The 17,497-nt window shown below is 71.8% G+C and carries 15 protein-coding genes; 11 read left to right on the top strand and 4 right to left on the bottom strand.

The window, feature by feature from the left end; translation table 11 throughout:
- Positions 1–402: 402 nt before the first annotated feature.
- From OIU81_RS41755 to OIU81_RS41745, 3 genes are all read right to left on the bottom strand, one after another.
- Positions 403–1,023, bottom strand: coding sequence for a hypothetical protein (locus OIU81_RS41755; protein WP_329332062.1), 621 nt, complete (start codon positions 1,021–1,023; stop codon positions 403–405).
- Entirely contained in the window at positions 1,023–5,828 is a 4,806-nt protein-coding gene (locus tag OIU81_RS41750; RefSeq protein WP_329332064.1) for a type II toxin-antitoxin system prevent-host-death family antitoxin, read from the bottom strand. Before OIU81_RS41750 ends, OIU81_RS41755 begins: the two co-directional genes overlap by 1 nt.
- Positions 5,829–7,704: 1,876 nt before the next feature.
- Entirely contained in the window at positions 7,705–7,908 is a 204-nt protein-coding gene (locus tag OIU81_RS41745; RefSeq protein ID WP_329156294.1) for a hypothetical protein, read from the bottom strand.
- A 439-nt stretch (positions 7,909–8,347) separates the two neighbouring features.
- Between OIU81_RS41745 and OIU81_RS41740 the strand changes: the two genes are divergently transcribed.
- The 11 genes from OIU81_RS41740 to OIU81_RS41690 all read left to right on the top strand — a co-directional run bounded on the left by OIU81_RS41740 (position 8,348) and on the right by OIU81_RS41690 (position 15,043).
- Positions 8,348–8,749, top strand: a complete 402-nt coding sequence (locus OIU81_RS41740) for a hypothetical protein (protein WP_329156293.1) — start codon at positions 8,348–8,350, stop codon at positions 8,747–8,749.
- Positions 8,750–9,172: 423 nt separating this feature from the next.
- Complete coding sequence (locus tag OIU81_RS41735; RefSeq protein ID WP_329156292.1) at positions 9,173–9,946, top strand: RNA ligase family protein; 774 nt, start codon at positions 9,173–9,175, stop codon at positions 9,944–9,946.
- A gap of 149 nt (positions 9,947–10,095) precedes the next feature.
- A complete protein-coding gene (locus tag OIU81_RS41730) occupies positions 10,096–10,428 on the top strand; it encodes a hypothetical protein (protein WP_329156291.1) in 333 nt (110 codons plus the stop codon).
- 65 nt (positions 10,429–10,493) lie between these two features.
- Entirely contained in the window at positions 10,494–10,904 is a 411-nt protein-coding gene (locus OIU81_RS41725; RefSeq protein ID WP_329156290.1) for a hypothetical protein, read from the top strand.
- 385 nt (positions 10,905–11,289) lie between these two features.
- Positions 11,290–11,712 carry a hypothetical protein gene (locus OIU81_RS41720; protein ID WP_329156288.1) on the top strand — a complete coding sequence of 141 codons (423 nt, stop codon included), beginning with the start codon at positions 11,290–11,292 and terminating at the stop codon, positions 11,710–11,712.
- Between the two features lie 75 nt (positions 11,713–11,787).
- Positions 11,788–12,117 carry a hypothetical protein gene (locus OIU81_RS41715; RefSeq protein ID WP_329156286.1) on the top strand — a complete coding sequence of 110 codons (330 nt, stop codon included), beginning with the start codon at positions 11,788–11,790 and terminating at the stop codon, positions 12,115–12,117.
- 98 nt (positions 12,118–12,215) lie between these two features.
- Positions 12,216–12,857: a hypothetical protein gene (locus OIU81_RS41710; protein ID WP_329156285.1), complete on the top strand. Its 642-nt coding sequence runs from the start codon at positions 12,216–12,218 to the stop codon at positions 12,855–12,857.
- A 47-nt stretch (positions 12,858–12,904) separates the two neighbouring features.
- Positions 12,905–13,678 (top strand): hypothetical protein, encoded by a 774-nt coding sequence (locus OIU81_RS41705; RefSeq protein ID WP_329156283.1) that lies wholly within the window; start codon positions 12,905–12,907, stop codon positions 13,676–13,678.
- A gap of 80 nt (positions 13,679–13,758) precedes the next feature.
- A complete protein-coding gene (locus tag OIU81_RS41700) occupies positions 13,759–14,106 on the top strand; it encodes a hypothetical protein (protein WP_329156281.1) in 348 nt (115 codons plus the stop codon).
- 87 nt (positions 14,107–14,193) lie between these two features.
- The gene (locus OIU81_RS41695) at positions 14,194–14,373 is read left to right on the top strand and encodes a hypothetical protein (protein ID WP_329156280.1); all 180 of its coding nucleotides are present in this window, start codon (positions 14,194–14,196) and stop codon (positions 14,371–14,373) included.
- A gap of 250 nt (positions 14,374–14,623) precedes the next feature.
- Positions 14,624–15,043, top strand: coding sequence for a hypothetical protein (locus tag OIU81_RS41690; protein WP_329156279.1), 420 nt, complete (start codon positions 14,624–14,626; stop codon positions 15,041–15,043).
- Between the two features lie 274 nt (positions 15,044–15,317).
- Here the strand turns inward: OIU81_RS41690 and OIU81_RS41685 are convergent, their stop codons facing one another.
- Positions 15,318–17,300, bottom strand: a complete 1,983-nt coding sequence (locus OIU81_RS41685) for a DnaB-like helicase C-terminal domain-containing protein (RefSeq protein ID WP_329156277.1) — start codon at positions 17,298–17,300, stop codon at positions 15,318–15,320.
- Between the last annotated feature and the right edge of the window lie 197 nt (positions 17,301–17,497).

Here is a 17,497-nt window from a genome sequence, read left to right as displayed (position 1 = left end):
TCGGGCTCCCGGTGTCGGCGTCTTGTGTACCCGATTATGTCACGCCGTTGTGTACCGCGCAAGTTCTGTAACGGTAACTCGTCGTTACAGTCCCTCTCTCGTAGAGGTCTAGACCTCTTGGTAATTCTAGCAATTGGAACAACGGGCTATCGGGGGTGGGCGTTGATTATGTACCTGGGTTTGCGAATGGCGTTACATTCTCACGCTGTTGCCGGGGGGGATATGTTATGTACCGGCCTTCTCTGCCGTCTGAATTCTCATCCCGGAGCGTGGAGAATTGCTAGGTCTGTCTTTCGTGCTTTCCGGTGGTGAGGTCTTTCTGCAGTGCGAGGCAGAGCGTGAGGAGGGCGCCGGGGGTGGGGATTTGCGGGCCGGCCGGTTGGAGGCGGCCGGCCCGGCCGGTCAGGCGCCGAGGCCGATGTGGGAGACGTAGGTGTAGGCGCCCCAGTCGGAGTCGAGCTCGCCGATGATGTCGTCCCAGATCTCTTCGAGCCCGGCGACGTCGCCGGCGACGAAGGCGTCGACCGCGTCATCCCAGATGTAACGGACTTGGAAGCGGCGTACGCGCAGGTTGCTGCGGCGCCGCGGTGCCTCGACGACGTCCTGGTTGATGGGGTGGATCTCCAGTTCGGTGCCGTGGCCGCCACGGTTGAGGTGCTGTTTCAGGGCGCCGGGGTTGTTGAGGATGTTGGTGGCGCGCAGGTTCCAGTAGGCGGTGTCGATCGCTTCCTGGTTCTCGGGGCGGGGGTGTTGGGTGCCTCTGGTCCAGGCGCGGATGGTGGGGCGGGTGGCGGTGATGCCGGCTTCGGCCATGGCCTGGGCGCCGCCGCCGGTGGTGGTGAGGTAGTTCATGCGGGCCATGAGGCCGCGGCGGGTGCTGGCGGGGGATCTGATGCCGCCGTGGATGATCATGCGTTCCAGGGCGTCTTCGAGGGCGCGGCCGAGGGCGTATTTGCCGTGGATGTTTCCGGGGTCGCGGTTGGCCCCGTATTTTCCGAAGTTCTTCCATCCGTCGGTGGACATCAGGCGGTGGTCTTCCTCGGCAGGGTGTACTGGTTCTTGAGTTTCATTTCGGCGGGGCTGCGGCCTTCGGTGAATACGGTACGCCAGTCTCCGCCGGTGACGTGGAGTTCGTCCGTGCCGCGGACGCGGACGACGGTGAGGCCTTCTTTGTGGGCGCGGTGGGCTTTGTACCAGAGGTTGGCGAATGCCTGGGAGCGGATGGTGTGCATCCACTCGGGTCGGCGGATTTCGAGGTTGGCGTTTGATTCGCCGAGGGTGGAGGTGAATTTCGAGTACATGGCTTTCACGTATTCGACGGCCACGGTTCCGTCGGCGTATCCGGCGGCTTCGCGTTCCAGGGCGGTGTGGCGGGCTTCGGTGAGGACGCGGCGGAATTTCTCCAGCAGGCCTTCGCTGGCGCCGCTGGTCCAGCTCTCGGCGATCACCGGCTGGTCGCACAGGTCGTAGCGGGCGCAGCGGATGAGGAGGCGGATGGTGGCGTCGGTGAGGACGACGGGGCCGGTCTCGCGGCGGTTGCCGATGGGGTCGGGGAGGTGGGGGTGGTGCCAGGTGGGGCGTTGGGTGAGGAGGTGGACGCCGGAGAGTTTGGGGTCGAAGCCGCCGTGGGGGTTGTGCCTGAGGGCGCCGATGGGCAGGTGTGTCTTGAAGGCGGCCATGAAGGAGGCGTTGGTGTCGAGGGCGTCGACGGTGACGGGGTCCAGGGCGCCGGTGTTGAGTTGGTCGGTGAGGTGGGTGTTGGTCCAGTTGTGGCGTCCTTCCCAGATTTCGTCTGAGCCGTCCTTGGTCTTTTTGCGGAGGATTTCGAGGAGTTCCGGATAGACGGTGTGGTCGTAATTCGAGCCGACGCGGGTTTCTTTGAATAGGGCCATGGCGTCGGGCACGGCCTTTTTCACCAGGGCGGCGGTGGCGGCTTCGACGTCGCCGCCGTGCTCCTGGAGGGCCTGGTCGACCGCGCGGGTGATCTGGCCGGTGTAGTGGGAGTAGTCGCGGCCGGCGTAGGTGCCGCTGCTGGCGGTGGTGCGTGGCGGCTGGGTGTGGTGCGGCGTCGGGTCGGTGGTGGTGGCTCCAGGGTCTGGAGTGGGCTCTGGCGCGGGTGTGTGCGGATTGCTGGTCGGCTCGCTGGTTGCGACGGGTGTGGAGCGGCCGGGGACGGCTACGGGCGGCCAGGCGGAGGCTCCGGGCGCGGCGGGGGCCTGGGGGGTGGGCTCGGGGGCGGTCTGCTCGGGGGGTTCGGGGGCGTGGGCGTAGGGGTCGAAGTCGGTGGGGTCGGTGAGGCGGGCGTGGGCGCGGTCGGCGTGGAGGGTGAGGGTGGTCTGGAGGCCGAGGTCGCGTTCGGTGATGGCGAGTTGGACGCGGTGGTGGGGGTGGTCGGGGTCGGGGGTGAGGTGCAGGACGGTGTCGAGGCCGAGGGTGTTGATCAGGTCGGGGTGGTCGGTGTCGAGGGCGGCGAGGACCGGGAGGTGGTGGGTGCGGGCGAGGTGGGCGAGGGTCTGGGCGGCGTCGCGGAGGCGGGGGCCGGACAGGGGCAGGTGGGGGTCGTCGGCGGCCTGGAGGCGGTCGACGACGAGGAGGGCCGTGCCGGTGAGGTCGGTGAGGGTCTCGGCGATGGCAGCTGCGGTGAGGTCGGTGCCGTCGTCGATGTAGAGGGGAGCTGTGGCCAGGTCGTGGTGGAGGGCGGCGACGTCGGCCTGTTCGGTGTCGGTGAGCTGGCCGGCGCGCAGGCGGCGGTAGTCGACGGGGAGGTGGGCGGCGACGATGCGGGCGGCGATGTCGGCGCGGGTGAGGCCGGAGGCGGCGTAGAGGACGGGCTGGTGGTGGTCGAGGGCGGTGGTGCGGGCTGCGGTGGTGGCGAGGAGGCTGCCGCCGGTGCCGGGGGCTGCGGCGACGAGGTAGAAGCGGCCGGGCTGGAGGCCGCCGAGGGCGTGGTCGAGGCTGGGGATGCCGGTGGACAGGCCGCGCGGGGACGTGACTGTGTCGGTGGTGGGTTCGGTGTCCGGGGTGGTGGGGGCCAGGACGGTGGTGAAGGCCTCGCCGAGGGGGGCGAGGCGGCGTGAGGCGCGTGGCGCGGCCGGGACGCCGGTGTGGGCGGGGGCGGTGTCGGTGGGCGCGTGGTGCAGGGCGGCGGCCGCGGGGGTGTCATCGGTGGTGTCGGGCGCGGTCTTCGGGTCGGTGGCCGGGGGGACGGGGGCCGGGTGGGGGTGCTGTTCGGCCGGGGTCGGGTCGTTCGGTTCGGCCGGCGCCGGGGCGGCGTCGGCCGCGGTCGTACGGGCGGGCTGGGGCGACGGTGCTGGTTCGGCGCCGGTCGGGGCGGGACCGGTGGGCTCCGCGACGGGCGTGGGCCCGGTGGGCGGGACGGCAGCGGTGGCCGGGGGCGCCGCGGTGGTGGGTGCGGGGGTCGTCGGCGGGTGGGGGGTGCCGGTGGGGGTGGCCGGGAGCAGCACGGCGACGGGGGTGGTGTGGCGGCGCAGGACCTGGGGGTGGCCCTGGGCGGCTTCGTGGATGAGGTCGCCGAGCTTCTTGCGGGCGTCGGCGATCCCGTGGGCGGGCGCTTGCTCGAGGTCCCAGCCGAGTGCGGTGGCGGCGTCGGGGGTGGTCAGGAGGGCGTGGTCGGTGTCTTCGCGGGTGAGGGGGGTGGGGGTGCCGTCGGCGGCGGCGCGGATCAGGTCGGGCAGCGCGGCGCGGGCCTGGTGGAGCGTGGCGGGGGTCTTGCCCGGGACGGCCTTGGTCTTGCCGGGCGGCGGGGCCGGTTCGGTTGTGGTGGTCGCAGGCTGGTCGGAGTCGGCGGCGGGGGCCAGCGTGGCGGGGGCCGGCGGCTCCGCGGCGCCGTGGGAGGGCGGGACGGCGGGCCGGCTGGGGGCCGGGGCGGTGTCGGCGGCCCGGGGGGCGGGTTGTTCTTGTGGCGCTGTGAGTGCGTCGGTGGCGGGGAGCGGTCCGGCGGCCCTGTCTGGGGCGGAGGGTGTGGTCGGGGTGGGGGGCGCGGTGGCAGGTTCCGGGCCGGCTGCGGACGGTGCGGCGGTCGCCCCGGGCTCGGGAGCGGGCGGCACGAGGGCGGCGGCCGGGGTGGAGATGGGGGCGTCTTCGCCGGCCGGGTCCAGGTGGTGGTGCAGGAGCACGCACGAGCTCAAGGACGCCAGGGCACGACGCTGAAGGACGTCGTCGAGGCGGTCGTCGCCGCCCAGGACCAGCGGGAAGTTGTCGGCCGACCACAGGTCGTACAGCATGCGCAGGGCCGCGGTGGGCAGTTCGTGGGCCTTTGGCACGATGACCAGCCGGGAGGCGCGGCGCAGTTCGGCGGCGATCAGGTCCTCGGTGGCCCACAGCGTGCCGGGCTGTGGCACGCGCTGGTCGAGGCCGAGCTGTACGAACAGGTCGCGTACCAGGGAGGTACGGTCCTTGCCGCCCGTGTGCACGGCTGGAAGGTTCGGGAGGCTGGGAGTGCGGGTGAGGGCGGTGTGCACGGTGGTGGCGTCGGGGCCGGTGACGGTCAGGATGGCGCGGGCCTGGGCGATCTCCCGTACGTGGTCGGCCAGTTCTTCGCCGTGGGCGGTGCTGGCAGGTTCTGGGGCGGTCCGCGGGTCGCCGGTGACCGCGGGGTCGGCGGCCGCGTCGTCGGCGGGCGCGGCAAGGGCTGCGGGGTCGGCGGGCGGGGAGGTGTCGGGCGGTGCCGGGGTGGTGGCGGGCTCGGCGGGGCGGGGGTCCTGCTGCTCGGCCGGAGTTGTACCGCTCGGCGCGGGGGTGTCCGGGGAGGTCGGCGCTACGTGGTGCCGGAGGGTCACGCGGGAGTTCAGGCTCGCCATGTCCGAACGCGACAGGAGAGTGGTGAGGTTGGTGTCGCCGATCAGGACCAGCGCGAAGTTCTCGCGCGCCCACAGGCTGTAGAGCAGTTGGAGGGCGGAGGCGCGCAGGCCGGGGGCGGTGGTGGCGATGATGAGGCGGGGGGCTCGCTTGAGTTCGGCGACGATCAGGTCTTCGGTGTCCCCCAGGGCGTGGGGTCGTCGCTGTCGGCGGCCGAGGCCCAGCTGCGTGTAGAGAGCGCGGACCATGGAGGCGCGGTCGTCGCCGGCCACGGACACGGCCGGCTGGCCTGCGGGCAGGTGCTGGGCGAGGGCGGTGTGGGCGACGTCCGGGTGGGGGCTGTTGAGGACCAGGACGGTGCGGCGTTCGGTGATCTCGTGCAGGGCGCCGGCCAGCTCGTCGCCGGCCAGTTCGGCGGCGGCCGGCTCGTCGGCGGCCGGAAGGGGGTTGGGTGCCTCCTCGACGGCGCCGCCCTCGGGCCCGGCGGCCGAGACCGTGTCGGGAGCGGCAGCGGGATCGGGGAGGAAGCCGTCGGCGGACTCCGGCGCGGCGGGCGGCTCGGCCGGGACGGCTGCGGGAGCAGCCGGGGTGGAGGCGGGGGCCGGGGCTGTGGGGGGCTGCTCGGCGGGGGCCTTCCCGCTCGCTTTGGCCGGCGCGGCCAGGGCGGGGCGCAGGTAGTCGTCGACGACCTGCTGCAGCAGCGCGTAGGCCCGCCCGGCGCGGTCGCTGGTGGGACCGCCGAACGCGGAACGGGGGGCAATGAGCAGCACGTGCCAGTGAGCGCCGGTCGTGCGCATATTCGCGGCGGCACTCAGCGCCAGGCGCAGCGGGCGGCCGGACTTCTCCGCCAGCCCCCCGCGCGCCGGGTTCACCAGACCATGAGCGGGCACGGACAGGTTCTGACGCAGCGCGAGCGGCACACTCCCCCACACCGGGTCGTCGGCGGGCGGCAGCAGCAGGCCCGTAGCTGCCCCGGTGTTGGCGGCGGAGACGGAACGCGAGGAGGACACGGGCAACTCCAGCAGAAGCAGGACGGGGTGGGCCGCGTCGCGGGCGGCGGCCGGGGCCGGCGGAGGACAGGCGCGCAGCGGTCGGCCACACGCCGCACAAGGGGTGTAACGCCTTGAGGACGAGTCTAGCCCTCCGGTACATAATCGGGGCCGGTTTGTGTAACGCGTGAGGGTGGATGAGGTGGTCGGCACAGTGACGCCGACTGCGAGACGGCCGGGCACGGGCGGAGGGTGAGTCGGAGCTCGTGCCGGGGGTCGGCGGGCCGGGGCTGTGGAGCGGAGCGGGGCGTGGGTGGGCGCAGCTGCGGCGACGGGCAACGGGCGCGGCGCGGCGGGCGGGAGCGGCGGGCGGGCGGGCGGGCGGGCGGGCGGGAGCAGTACAGCCGCTGCGGGTCGGGGCGGTAGGGGGTGGGCGCGGTGCACGAGAACGTGGTCCCTGCCTGAACGTGCCCCGGGTGGGGCCGGGTTCACCGGGTCCGGACGCCAGCGCGGTCGAGCCGGGCGGACACGTTCACCGGGCTGCGGATGCCCGACCGCAGGAGCGGCATCATGCCGGGGCGGCTCGGTGTCCGCGTTCCGGTGGCGGCCGGCGGGAGCGGGGCCGACGCGACGGCACGGCGAGGCGCGCGCATGCGAGCGGGCGCCGGAACTCGCGGGCGGGCACCTGAGTTCGTACCTGCCGAGGAACAGGGGCGGGCCGAAGCGGGCGCCGGGCGGTACTGCGGCACAGGGCGGGGTGGTGGGAGTTGTTCACCGACGTTCGCCGAACAACTTCGTACAGCCGCGAGCACCCGACACGGCAGAGCCCGAGCCCCCAGGCCGACAGCGCGGCGGCCGGCGGTGCACGGCGCCGGCTTGGCGACGGGGCGGCCACGACGACACAGGGCGGGGCCGGCCCTGCGCGCGACGCCGGGCGGCGCACCGGGCCGGGCCGGGCGGGGACGGGCAGCGGTACACCCGTACGGCTCCGTGACCGTGTCCGCGGTTGGTCGTTGAACCGATGGGGTTATCTGTGGCCTGCTCCGCCCGGCTACCGGCTGGGGCGAGGTGTCGGTGACCCGGCACCGGAGGCCGTCGTCTCGGCGTGTTCCCGCGCGCGGGCCTGCTGGGCCGGTGGAACCCAGCGGCCGGGCGAGAGCGGGAACGGACGACGCGCGGCACGGCGGCAGCGCGGCAGGGGGCCAGTGACCTCGGTACCGACCGCAGGACGCCCGGCGCGGCACCGACCGGAGACGGCCGGCGGGGAGCCCGGCGGCGACGGCCGGCGGGCTGAGAGCTCGACGGCCCGGCGGGACCGGACAACGGACAACGGACAACGGACAACGGGCCGGGGCGCGGGCGGCCGGCGGACGGGCGGGAGCGGGTGCCGCGACGAGCCGGACGACGGACGGCGCGGCGGAGCCGCGGGTGGGAACGGCCGGGAGCCCGGCAGGCCGACGACGGGCGGCACGGCAGGGTGCGGCGGCGGCCGGCGCGGGGCCCGGCGGCAAGCACGGACGGGACTGTTCACCGATGTTCACCGAACAACCCCGAACAACGCCGAACAACCCACCACCCGGCAGCCCGGCACCGCCCACCCGGCAGCGGGCGCACGCGGCCGGCACGGCGACCGCAGGACGGCGGCGGGACGGCGGGGGCACGGCGGCGGCGCGGGAGCGCAGCGGGCCGGGAGCCCGGCGGCACGGCGACGGCGGGCGGGCGGACAGCGCGGCCGGGGCGGACGCGGAGGCGCGCGGCGCTGGGGCGGCAGGTTGGCGGGCGGCGCGGACGGCCGGCCGGAACGGCAGCGGGACGGCGGGCGGCAGGGAACGGGCGGCTTCCGCGGATGCCGTACGGGCGGACGAGAACGGGGCCGCGGCGGGCCGGGATCACGGCGTCACGGGAGCACGGCGGCGGGGGAACGGGCGGCGCGGGCGCGGCAGGGACGGGAAGGCAACGGCAGCCGGGGCGCGGGGCGGCGCTGGGGCGGCCGCAGGGACGGAGGGCGGGCGGCCGGCCGGCCCAGGCCGCGGATGCGGTCGCCGGGCGCGAAGGCCGAGAGGCTGATGCCGGGCCCGGCCAGGCCCGGGGCCGGCGCCACCCACCGCACCGCCGGCCTCCACCGCAGGACGCCCGGCGCGGCCGGCTGCGCGACGGGCAACGGACCGGGGCGCGGGGACGGGGACGGGCGGCCGGACGCAGCCGTGGGCCGCAGGCCGCGCAGGCGCGCCGGGCGGCAGGGAACGGGCGCGGGACGCGCGGGACGGCGGGCGGGCGGACGAGAACGGGGCCGCGGCGGCCCGGGAGCACGGCGCCACGGGAGCACGGCGGCGGCGCGGGGAGCACGGGCGGCGCGGGCGCGGCAGGGACGGAATTGTTTAATTGGATTTATTGACGTAGGGTCAGAGGTGGCGCGGGTGAGACACCGGCTGCCTGGTGGCAACCTCCTCGCGACTGCATGCGAACAGCGGGCGCGACGGGTCGGGATCCAGAACACGGCCCGAAGTCAAGCCACTTCATCTCAACGCAAGGAAGTTCTAATGAAGTTCAAGGCCAACGTCAGCCTTACTGCCCGCGAGGTTGAAGATCTACATTCTCTCCTGAGCGCGCATGCCGAGGAGTTCGCAGGCCTCGCTGGGCTTGTCACGAAAATCAACGGGTTGGCGAAGAAGGTCACGGTCCTCAAGGCCAAAGCTGCCCGAGCGTACACAGATCTTGAGGCTCATGAGGTCCAGGAGGGTTTCATGGTCAGCTTTGCTCCTCCTGGTGTCGATGAGGATGACGAAGAACATCGCGTTGAAGGCGAGGTTGTCTCATTCCACCCGTCGCAGGACGGATACAAGGCTCCCTGCTTCATCAGCGTCCGCAACGAGCGTGGATTCACTTTCCATCATGAGGTTCATCCGCTGAGCGAAGTTCGCCGCTACGACGTAGCGGGGTAACGCCACACCACCCACAGGTGCGGCAGCGCGGGACGGCGCGACCCCCAGGGCAAGCTCGATGTTCCAGGCCACCACCGCGCGTTCATCGTGTTCGGCCTGATCTGCGATCCCAGCGGCGCCCTGCGCGCGGCATCCGCACTCCCCGACAAAGACGCCCATGCCGTGGGCGGGCCGGAGATCAGTGCAGACGACTTCGGTTGGTGGACCGTCACGTTCACCGCCGATCCGGCTACACCGCCGGCCTTGCGCGGCGGCGGTCGGCACCCAGTTCTCGCCCCTTGCGCGCCGGGAGACGCGGGCACCTCGCCAGGGGTGACCATCGGTGCTAGATATTGCTTAATTGGTTTTACTTCGGTAGAGTTAGAGTTGTTGGAGCGCGGGAGCGCCGCAACTCACCTCTGATCACGCACACCTGGAGCGCCCATGCCCGCTGTCGCGGACCTCGACCTCGAAGCCCTCAACTCGGCGACCAAGTACCCGTCGATCCTCACCTACCACGAGCTCGACCCAAGGAACGGCGGACTGCTCGACACAGCCACCCCGTTCAGCGGCGATGTCATCCTGACCGAGAAGGTCGACGGCACGAACGCCCGGATCATCGCTCTTCCGGGGGGCGACTACCTCCTCGGCAGCCGCGAGGAACTGTTCTACGCGCGCGGAGACAGGGTCTGGAACTCCAGGCTCGGGATCGTCGAAGCCCTCCGTCCGTTGGCCGATCGGATCACCTCACCCCACTACGGGATCCGCGTGTACTACCTGGAGGTCTACGGCGGCAACAAGATCAGTGCCGCGAGTAAGCAGTACACCGGCGGGACGACACTCGGATACCGCCTCTTCGACGTGGCGACCGTCGAGCCCTCGGTCCTGGATCTGCCGCTCTCCGGCATCGCGAGCTGGCGCGACGGCGGCGGCCAGTTCTTCTACACGGAGGACGATCTCACCGAGATCGCTGCGGCGGCGGACATCGAGACGGTGCCGCGCCTGGCCACCGTTGCGGCCAGCGAGCTGCCGACCGACATCGAGGGGATGCACGCCTTCCTCACACACCACCTCTCCACCACGCTGGTCGCCCTGGACGCGGGTGCGGGCGGCCGCCCCGAGGGCATCGTTCTGCGCAGCTCGGACCGCACCGCAATCGCCAAAGCCCGGTACCAGAACTACGAGCGCACGCTTCAACTCCGCGCCAAGCAGCGCTGACCCCTTCCCCCGGGCACCCCTCCAGATGCGTTCCCGGCGGCAGGCCGATCGTTCAGGCGAAACGTTGGCCAGCCGCCGGGTTCGGTGCCCGACCTCCTCCTCACCGAACACGAAAGATCATCATGGACAGTAAGGCGAATCTGGGTCACGTGAGTTGGACACACACTCTGGGCCTTCTGCGGGGTGCGGCCGAGGGCAACGATTCGAAGTACAGCCACACGCTCGGGGGCTACAGGTTGCACGTCCGACCGCTGGTCAACGCAGGACTGGTGGCCTGGCTCGCCGATGACGAGGAGCCGGAGAACGAGAGCTTCGTACGGGCTACCGACGCGGGTCAGGCCTTCTATCAGGAGTACCTGACTGGGCTGCCCTCACACACGGTGTGCAGGTCCAACGTCTGGCCCACCATGCCGGAGATGGACCGCGCTATCGCTGCGCTCGCCGCTGAGTGCGAGCGGCGGATCCAGGACGGTGACGCGTGATGCCGGGCGGATCCGGCGGTTCGCGCAGGGTGTTGGTAGTGGGGGGCGGGGAAGGGATGCCATCCGTGGAGGCGGTGCCCATCGGGCTTCCTCTGGCCGACGGCCTTACCCCCGTAGTGGCCCTGGTGCCCGTGCCCGGAGCCGCCCCTGGCGAGTTGGACGCCTTTGTGACGCGCCATCGGTTCGTACCGCGCGGGATGACGGCCAGGGCGCAGGACTCGCGGGCCCGGTGGACGGTGGAGTACGACGGGCGGGTGGTGTTCTCCTTTCACGTTGAGGAGGGCAGCGCGCGGTTCGAGATCCCCGACAGCGTGAGCATCCGGGCCTGGGTGGCGTTCGCGCTGGCGGCGGGCGGCACGGTGGGCGTGCTGGCGCTGCCGGACATGCCGTCGAGTACAGCGACGGACATCGGCCGCCGATTCGGGCCGAACGGTGGTCCTTACTGGCTCCTGAGCGCCGGCTACATCACGCCCTAATGCCCTGCGGCTGCTGGGGCAAGCAGTCCCGGCGGGGTCGTTCCCCACGGTGTGCAGGCCGGCTCCGTGCCGGCGGCCTCATCGCGCCGTGGATCTCCAGGGTTCATGGCGGATCGGCACACTCCTGGCTTGATTTGTCCGACTGTGGGCGCGCGTAGTTCGGCAGCCTCTGTGGGAAGTCTGGGCCGGCACGGGCGAGTCCTGCGGGGGCGCCTCCGGATGCGGCCCGGTTCCGCGAATCCTCGCGCCTTGGCCCCTCTAATTGTTAGTTGCTTAATTGGATTTATCAATGTAGAGTTGGGCTTGTTGGAGCGGCCAGTCCGCCCACCTCCCCGGCGGGGCGCGCCCCGGCAGCCTCCCGACCGCCCATAGGAAGGACTCCCCCATGAGCAGCACCCGCATGAGCGACGCCACCCGTGCCGAGCGTGACCGCCGGATGCACGCGGGGAGGCTCGCGACCGCTGCACGTGCGGGTAGGTCCAACGCGCAGCGGCGGGGCACCACCTCGTTGGAGCGTCTGCGGGAGCCGCAGCTGACGGCCGAGAACGTCCGCATGGACGGGTTCTTCGAAACCATCACGCGCGCCCAGTACGAGACCGGGTTGTGGCAGGACCTCCTCGACGCCCTCCAGTCGAGCCGCGATGCCGTGACCACCTGGCACGAGCAGATGGCGAAGGCGGAGTTGGCAGCGGAGCGCCCGGGGGGCGGCATGGGAAACCCCGTTGCCGACGCCCGCCGTCATCTGTGGCTCGAAGCCAACCGCGACTTCGCCCGGGACGCCGCCGACTCCTTCCGCCGGGTCAGCTGACCCCCGCCGCCGGGGTTCAGTCGCACGGCTGGACCCCGGCTCGCCTCGCACCGACCCGAGAAGAGGACTGAGATCATGGGCCGAGAGTTCATCACCACATACCAAGACGGAACGGACGTGGACCAGGCGTTCCGCACAGCTCGCGAAGAGGCAGAAGAGGAGTTCGGGAGCCCCTCGAACAGGGGGTATACCGGCACCATCGCCGAGAAAGACGAGTACAAGGTCGTCACTGACACCAGCATGTCGCAGGGCCGGGCCGAGACCTACGCCTACCAACAGATGGAAGACGGTCTCTACCCGGAGTCGTGGGATCCGGCGGGAGCCATCCCGGCGCACGAGACGCCCTCGCCGGGTGGAGCGCCGCAGCACTGCGGATCGCTGTTCTTCGGATGGGCACGCTGCTAGGCCCGACGTAGCAGGGCGGGCGCTCCGATGAGGCCCGCCCGCCCGGCCCCGAGCCCGTCACTCCATGAACACCCCGACACCGTAAGAAGAATCCGGCCATGCGCACTCTGACCCTTCCCGACGGCTCCGGCGTACTCTCCCTCACCGACCGGCCGACCGACGACGACTTCCTGCCCCTCCCTCATGGGCTCACCCTGGACGACGCCGTGGCCGTCCGCGCCCACGAGGTGCGCGCCGGTGACCTACTGGTCGCCGAGTTCTCCGACGGAACCGGCGTCCGCCCGACCGAGCACGTCCCCGCCCCGTACCCCGCCCATCCGCACGCGGTCCGCGACTGCCCGTGTCAGGGGTGCGAGGAGTGCGAGGACCTCGACACCTGGACGCTCGCCGAACCCGGCCGCGTCGCCGACGTCGCCTTGCGCTTCATCTGCCTGGCCCCCGCTGAGGACGACGAGCCGTGCACCCTCGTGTTGCGCAACCGGCCCGTGGCCGTCATCCGTGCCGACGTCGTGGCGCGCGCTGAAGCCGCCGCCGAGAAGGCGCCGGAGTCCGAGTCCGTCTACTCCGTCACGTGGCACAACGACTTCGAGGCGTCCAGCCCGCAGGAGGCGGCGCGGCTCGCGTACGAACAGCTGCGGAGCTACGCCACGGACGCGTGGCCGCCCGTGCTGGAGGTCGAGGACGAGCAGGGTGAGCGCGTCACCATCGACCTGAACGCCGGGAACGAGGTGGGCGGGTGACCCTCGAACCTCCGTCTGCTCCCCTTGAAGCACCTCGAAAGGCCCTCATGCCCAGCATCACCGCAGCGCCCGTCTCGGCCTCGGCCGACGCCGTCCTTTCCGCCCTGACGGCGGCCGGCGTCGGCGCGTACTTCGACCCCGAGGAACGCGTGATCTTCGCGCACCCGGCCGCCGTTGCGCAGGACAGCGTCCTTCACGGCGAACACATCATGCTCAGGTGGTCGGCATTCGGCCCGGACAGTCCCCACCAGGACCGAGCGCGGTTCGAGGCCACCGCGTGGATTCCCGACGGGCGGCCGGACTTCCACCAGGTCGGCACCGTCTACACGACACCCGTGCGGCGCGCCCTTACGGCCGAGGCTGAGCAGTGCGCACGCGCCGTCGACGAGTGGTTCAGCAGTCCGCGCCCCACCGCAGGCGCGCTGCTGCTGGGCGCGCTCGCCGAGTACGGCATCCGTGCCGACTCCGACGACGTCGGCATGAGCTACGCCGTTGCCTTCGACCCCGAGACTCCGTCGTGGAACGTCCGCTCCGGCTTCCACCTGTCCGTGGGTGACCGGGACCCCTCCGTGGACCACGTTCCCGCCTCGCACACGGGATGGACCGTGTTCGTACACGACGACCAGGGCGAACCGATTGGCGATCCGCTGTACATCGCAGGCAGCGGCGGGCTCGTGGACTGCGCCGGCGACTCGGCCGCCGTCGCGGCGGTGATCGCCGACTTCCTGAGCGCCCCCGTCTCGCGACACTGCGACTGCTACTCACAGGAGCGCTACGGGCGGCGCCACGACCGTGAGTGCAACCGGTACCGGCGCCCGTGACCGCGTTCGCGGCCGACTAGCGTCCGCGGCGGCCCACAGCCCGGCGGGCGCAGCCATTCCTCACTGATCGACAGGACACCATGAAAGACTTCCGCCCCACCGACGCCGCCCTGGCCGGCCTGCGCCTGGACCCTCACGCCCGTCATGTGCCCGCGTGGATGTACGTACAGCGGGTCGGCGACGGAACAGTCTCCTTCGTCGGCTCCAGCCGAGTCAGCGCCCCCGCCCACCCGCTCCACTACGGCAGTACCCGCACCCACCAGCTTGTCGTGGGCGAGCTGATCGTCCGGCCTCACTTCGTCGTCGGCACCGACGCCCTGCGCGGGCAGGGCCTGGGCGGCATCGCGGCGCAGGGCGGCCACGACCTCGTCCGCTACCTCCGTTGCGGCGACGTCATCCTCGACCCTTACGACAAACTTCCCAAGTAAATTGCATAATTGGCTTTACTGATGTAGAGTTAGCTTCATCAGTCGGCCACTCCGGCCCGGCCCGCACCCACATCTCGGGAGCCCCTCATGGACATGCAGCAGCGCATCCGACAGCTCGCATCGACGCTGGCGCGCCGCCCCTCCCGGAAGATCGACGCCGAGCACGAGGGCCCGAACGACGTAGACGTCGAGACCAGCTCCTGCCCCACCAATCGCCCCACCGGTCACCGCTATTACCTCGGACAGGACGGAGTGATCGAATGCTGACTGGCAGCAGGCCGAAGAGCCTGGGAGAGGTGTCCAGCATCCGGTGTGCATTCCCCGTCTTGCGAGCTCCGGGCCGCCGAACGGGCGACCCGTTGCCCCGGGACCGGTTATGGCCAGGGCACGCGCCGCCCCAGCCTCCTTCCAGGCGGGCGCAGCAGCCGTCCGGCTAGGCCCCGCTGGCGGCTACCCCTCGCGCCGGGCACTGCCCGCACACACTCGGTACGCGCCGCAGCACATCCAAGGAACAGACATGCCGCTCGACCTGACCTCACCCGGCAACTGCAACCCCGATCCCCACTACCGCCGATACCTCCGGCCGGACGGGACGATTCACGTCGTGTGCGTGCAGGACTTCGACTATCGCGATTACGACACCTCCCGGTTCGTCGACGAGGCCACGTTCCCCACCAGCACGGAAGCTGAGACGGCGCCGATCTCCACCTGGCAGCTGGTCCATGCCGTGGAGCGCGGCGAGGACGCGGAGACGCGGGCGCAGGCCGCGCGGAATCTCGAAGCGGTCCGCTGCCACGTCACCACGCCCGGACACCGCCCGCAGTGCCGCCCGCACGACTGCCGATGCGGCTGCCCGCGAACCCAGAACTGCCAGGACTGCCACCGATGCGTGTGCTGGCGCTCCACGTGCTGCGCCGAACAGCGACCGGACTACTGACCGCCGGAGAAAGTTGAAGCGGGGCGGGAGGCATAGCCTCCCGCCCCGCCTTGTCGTTCGGCTCGGCCGGCGAACCTGCATCTCGCGAGCGCGGGACTGCTCAGGCGCCCAGGCCGATGTAGGCGACGTGCGTGCATGCACCCCCAGTCGCTGTCAGGCCAGCGATGACGTCGTCCCAGATGCAGCGGACGTTGGGCAGGAAGTGGCCTGCTGTCCCATGAGGTTCCGGCCACGCGCGTTCTCCTCGACGAGGTCCCGGTTGACGGGGTGGATCTCAATGGACGTGCCGCGGCCCCGCCTGTTCAGGATCCGATTGGCGGGCCAGGAGCTCGGGCTCCCCCTCCTCGACCGTTACGTCGCCGGCCGGCGCGTTCTGAGGGCCGGTCACGCTGCTGGGGGCACTCGTTTCGGTGGCCTGCGGCGCCTTGACCAGGGTCGTGGTACCGACCGAGTCGGGCGCATCGGTGAAGCGGGCACACGCCAGATCCGCGCGGAGGACGGCAGACGCCAGCGTCCCGAAGTCCCGCTCTGCGTAATCGACTTCGGCCCGATCGTCCCGCCGCCGCACGGTCAGGGTGACGTCAGCATCCAAGGCCGCCACAAGCTCCGCCTCGTCGGTGTCCACCGCGGCCACGACCGGCACCTTCAGCAGTCGCGCAACGTGAGTCAGGGCCTGCGCCGCCGCCGGCAGGGCCCGGCCGGACAGCGGTACGGCCGGATCGTGAGCCCGCTGCAACCGGTCCACGACGACCAGCGCCAACCCTTCGATGTCCCGCGCCACCTCGGCGATGTCCGACGCCGTCAGCCCGGCCCCGTCGTCGATGTGCCACACCGAACCCGCTAGGCCCGACAGCTGCGCGCCTACAGTGGCCGCCCTTTCCTGCTCCTCGTCGGTGAGCTGGCCTGTGCGCAGAGCACGGTAGTTCACCGCGGCCTGCGCTGCGATAACCCGCATCGCCACGTCCGTCCGCGTCAACCCGGATGCCGCGTACAGCACCGGCAGCCGCCGGCGCAGCGCCGTGTCCGAAGCTACCGCCGCCACCAGCAGTGACGGGCCCGCGCCGGGGGCGCCGGCCACCAGAGTCAGCTTCCCCGGCAGCAGGCCGCCCACGACCTCATCCAGCGCGCGCAGCCCGAACCGCGCCGCCTCCGTCGGCGGGCCGTCCGAGCCCTGGAGCGCCAGCACTTCCCGGAGCACATCCCCCAACGCCGACACGGACCGGCGGCTCGCCCCGGCCAGACCCGCCCCGGGTACTGACTCCGCCGACTCCCCCGCCGGCTGGGGATCCACGGTGTCCAGCTCACCGGGCGCGGCAGCGTCGTGGGCCTCATCCGGCGCAGCGACCGAAGCGACTCGCAACTCGACGTCCCCCGCCGCCGGGCCCTGCACCCCACCGGGGGCGGGCCGCGCCCGCGCGGGCTGTGCCACGCTGGGACGGCCCGCCGGGCGGACCGTGGCCAGGGCCGCCTGGCCCGCGTCCATCAGCACCGCGACCGGAGCCCCCTCGCGCGCTACGACGACGCCGTGCGCATCGTGCTGCGCCGTCGCCTTGCCGGTCATCTCCTCGACCAGGGCATCGAGTTCGCCGAGCACCGATGCTTCATCCCGGACCGGCCATGTCTCGGGCAGGCCTGCGTGCTCGGCGTTCAGCGCCACCACTGGGACCAGCGCTGCGCGGGACGACGTCGACGCCTTCGACCGATACACCTCCACCCACACTTCGCCGGATGCCATCTCGCCCAGCAGCGCCGCCCAGTCCCGGGCCACTTCGCGCGCCGACAACGTCAGATGACGCCACCCGCTCACCGGAACCTTCACCGGCCCGCCGTCGTCCGGGAGCAGGGCGGCGTTCACCAGGACCGCGGCCGGCGTCGTGCGGTCCAGCAGCACCTGCGGTGTCGCCAGCACGCCCTGCTCCGGATCTCCCGCCGCCGCGACGACCAAGTCCCCCAGCTTGGGCCGTGCTGCCGTCTGGGCCCACGACGGCCACTCGCTCAGCCGAGACCGTGCGCTCTCGTCCAGACACCCCAGGGGCACCAGGGCCGCCCGGGCCTCCTTCTTCCCTCTCCCCTTCGTCACGACCGTCACCACACCCGGCTTGCCGCCCTGAGGCCGTGCCTGGGTCACAAGCTCGAAGAGCCGCCCCCGCGCCACCGACACCTGCAACACATCAGGGGCACCGTCCAGGCCAGCGCCCACCCACACCGCCCCCCGGTCGGCCGGCACAGCATCAGACAGGACAGAACGATCAGACATGGAGGACTCCAGAAGACGAGGCACCGACACTCGGCGCACGCCGCTATGGCACATCAACCCGTAACAAGAGGGTGGGCGACACTCGTAACACTAGCCCCTTGCCTGCCCCCGCACGCCCCGAACTCGTAACAATTACCGGAAAGCGGCGGCATGAGCGGCGCCGCGAACCCGTAACACCCATCCCACATATTGCTTAA

Origin of the sequence: Streptomyces sp. NBC_01454 (genome assembly GCF_036227565.1) — a bacterium.
Lineage (GTDB): Bacteria > Actinomycetota > Actinomycetes > Streptomycetales > Streptomycetaceae > Streptomyces.
This window is presented reverse-complemented; position numbering and strand designations above follow the sequence as displayed.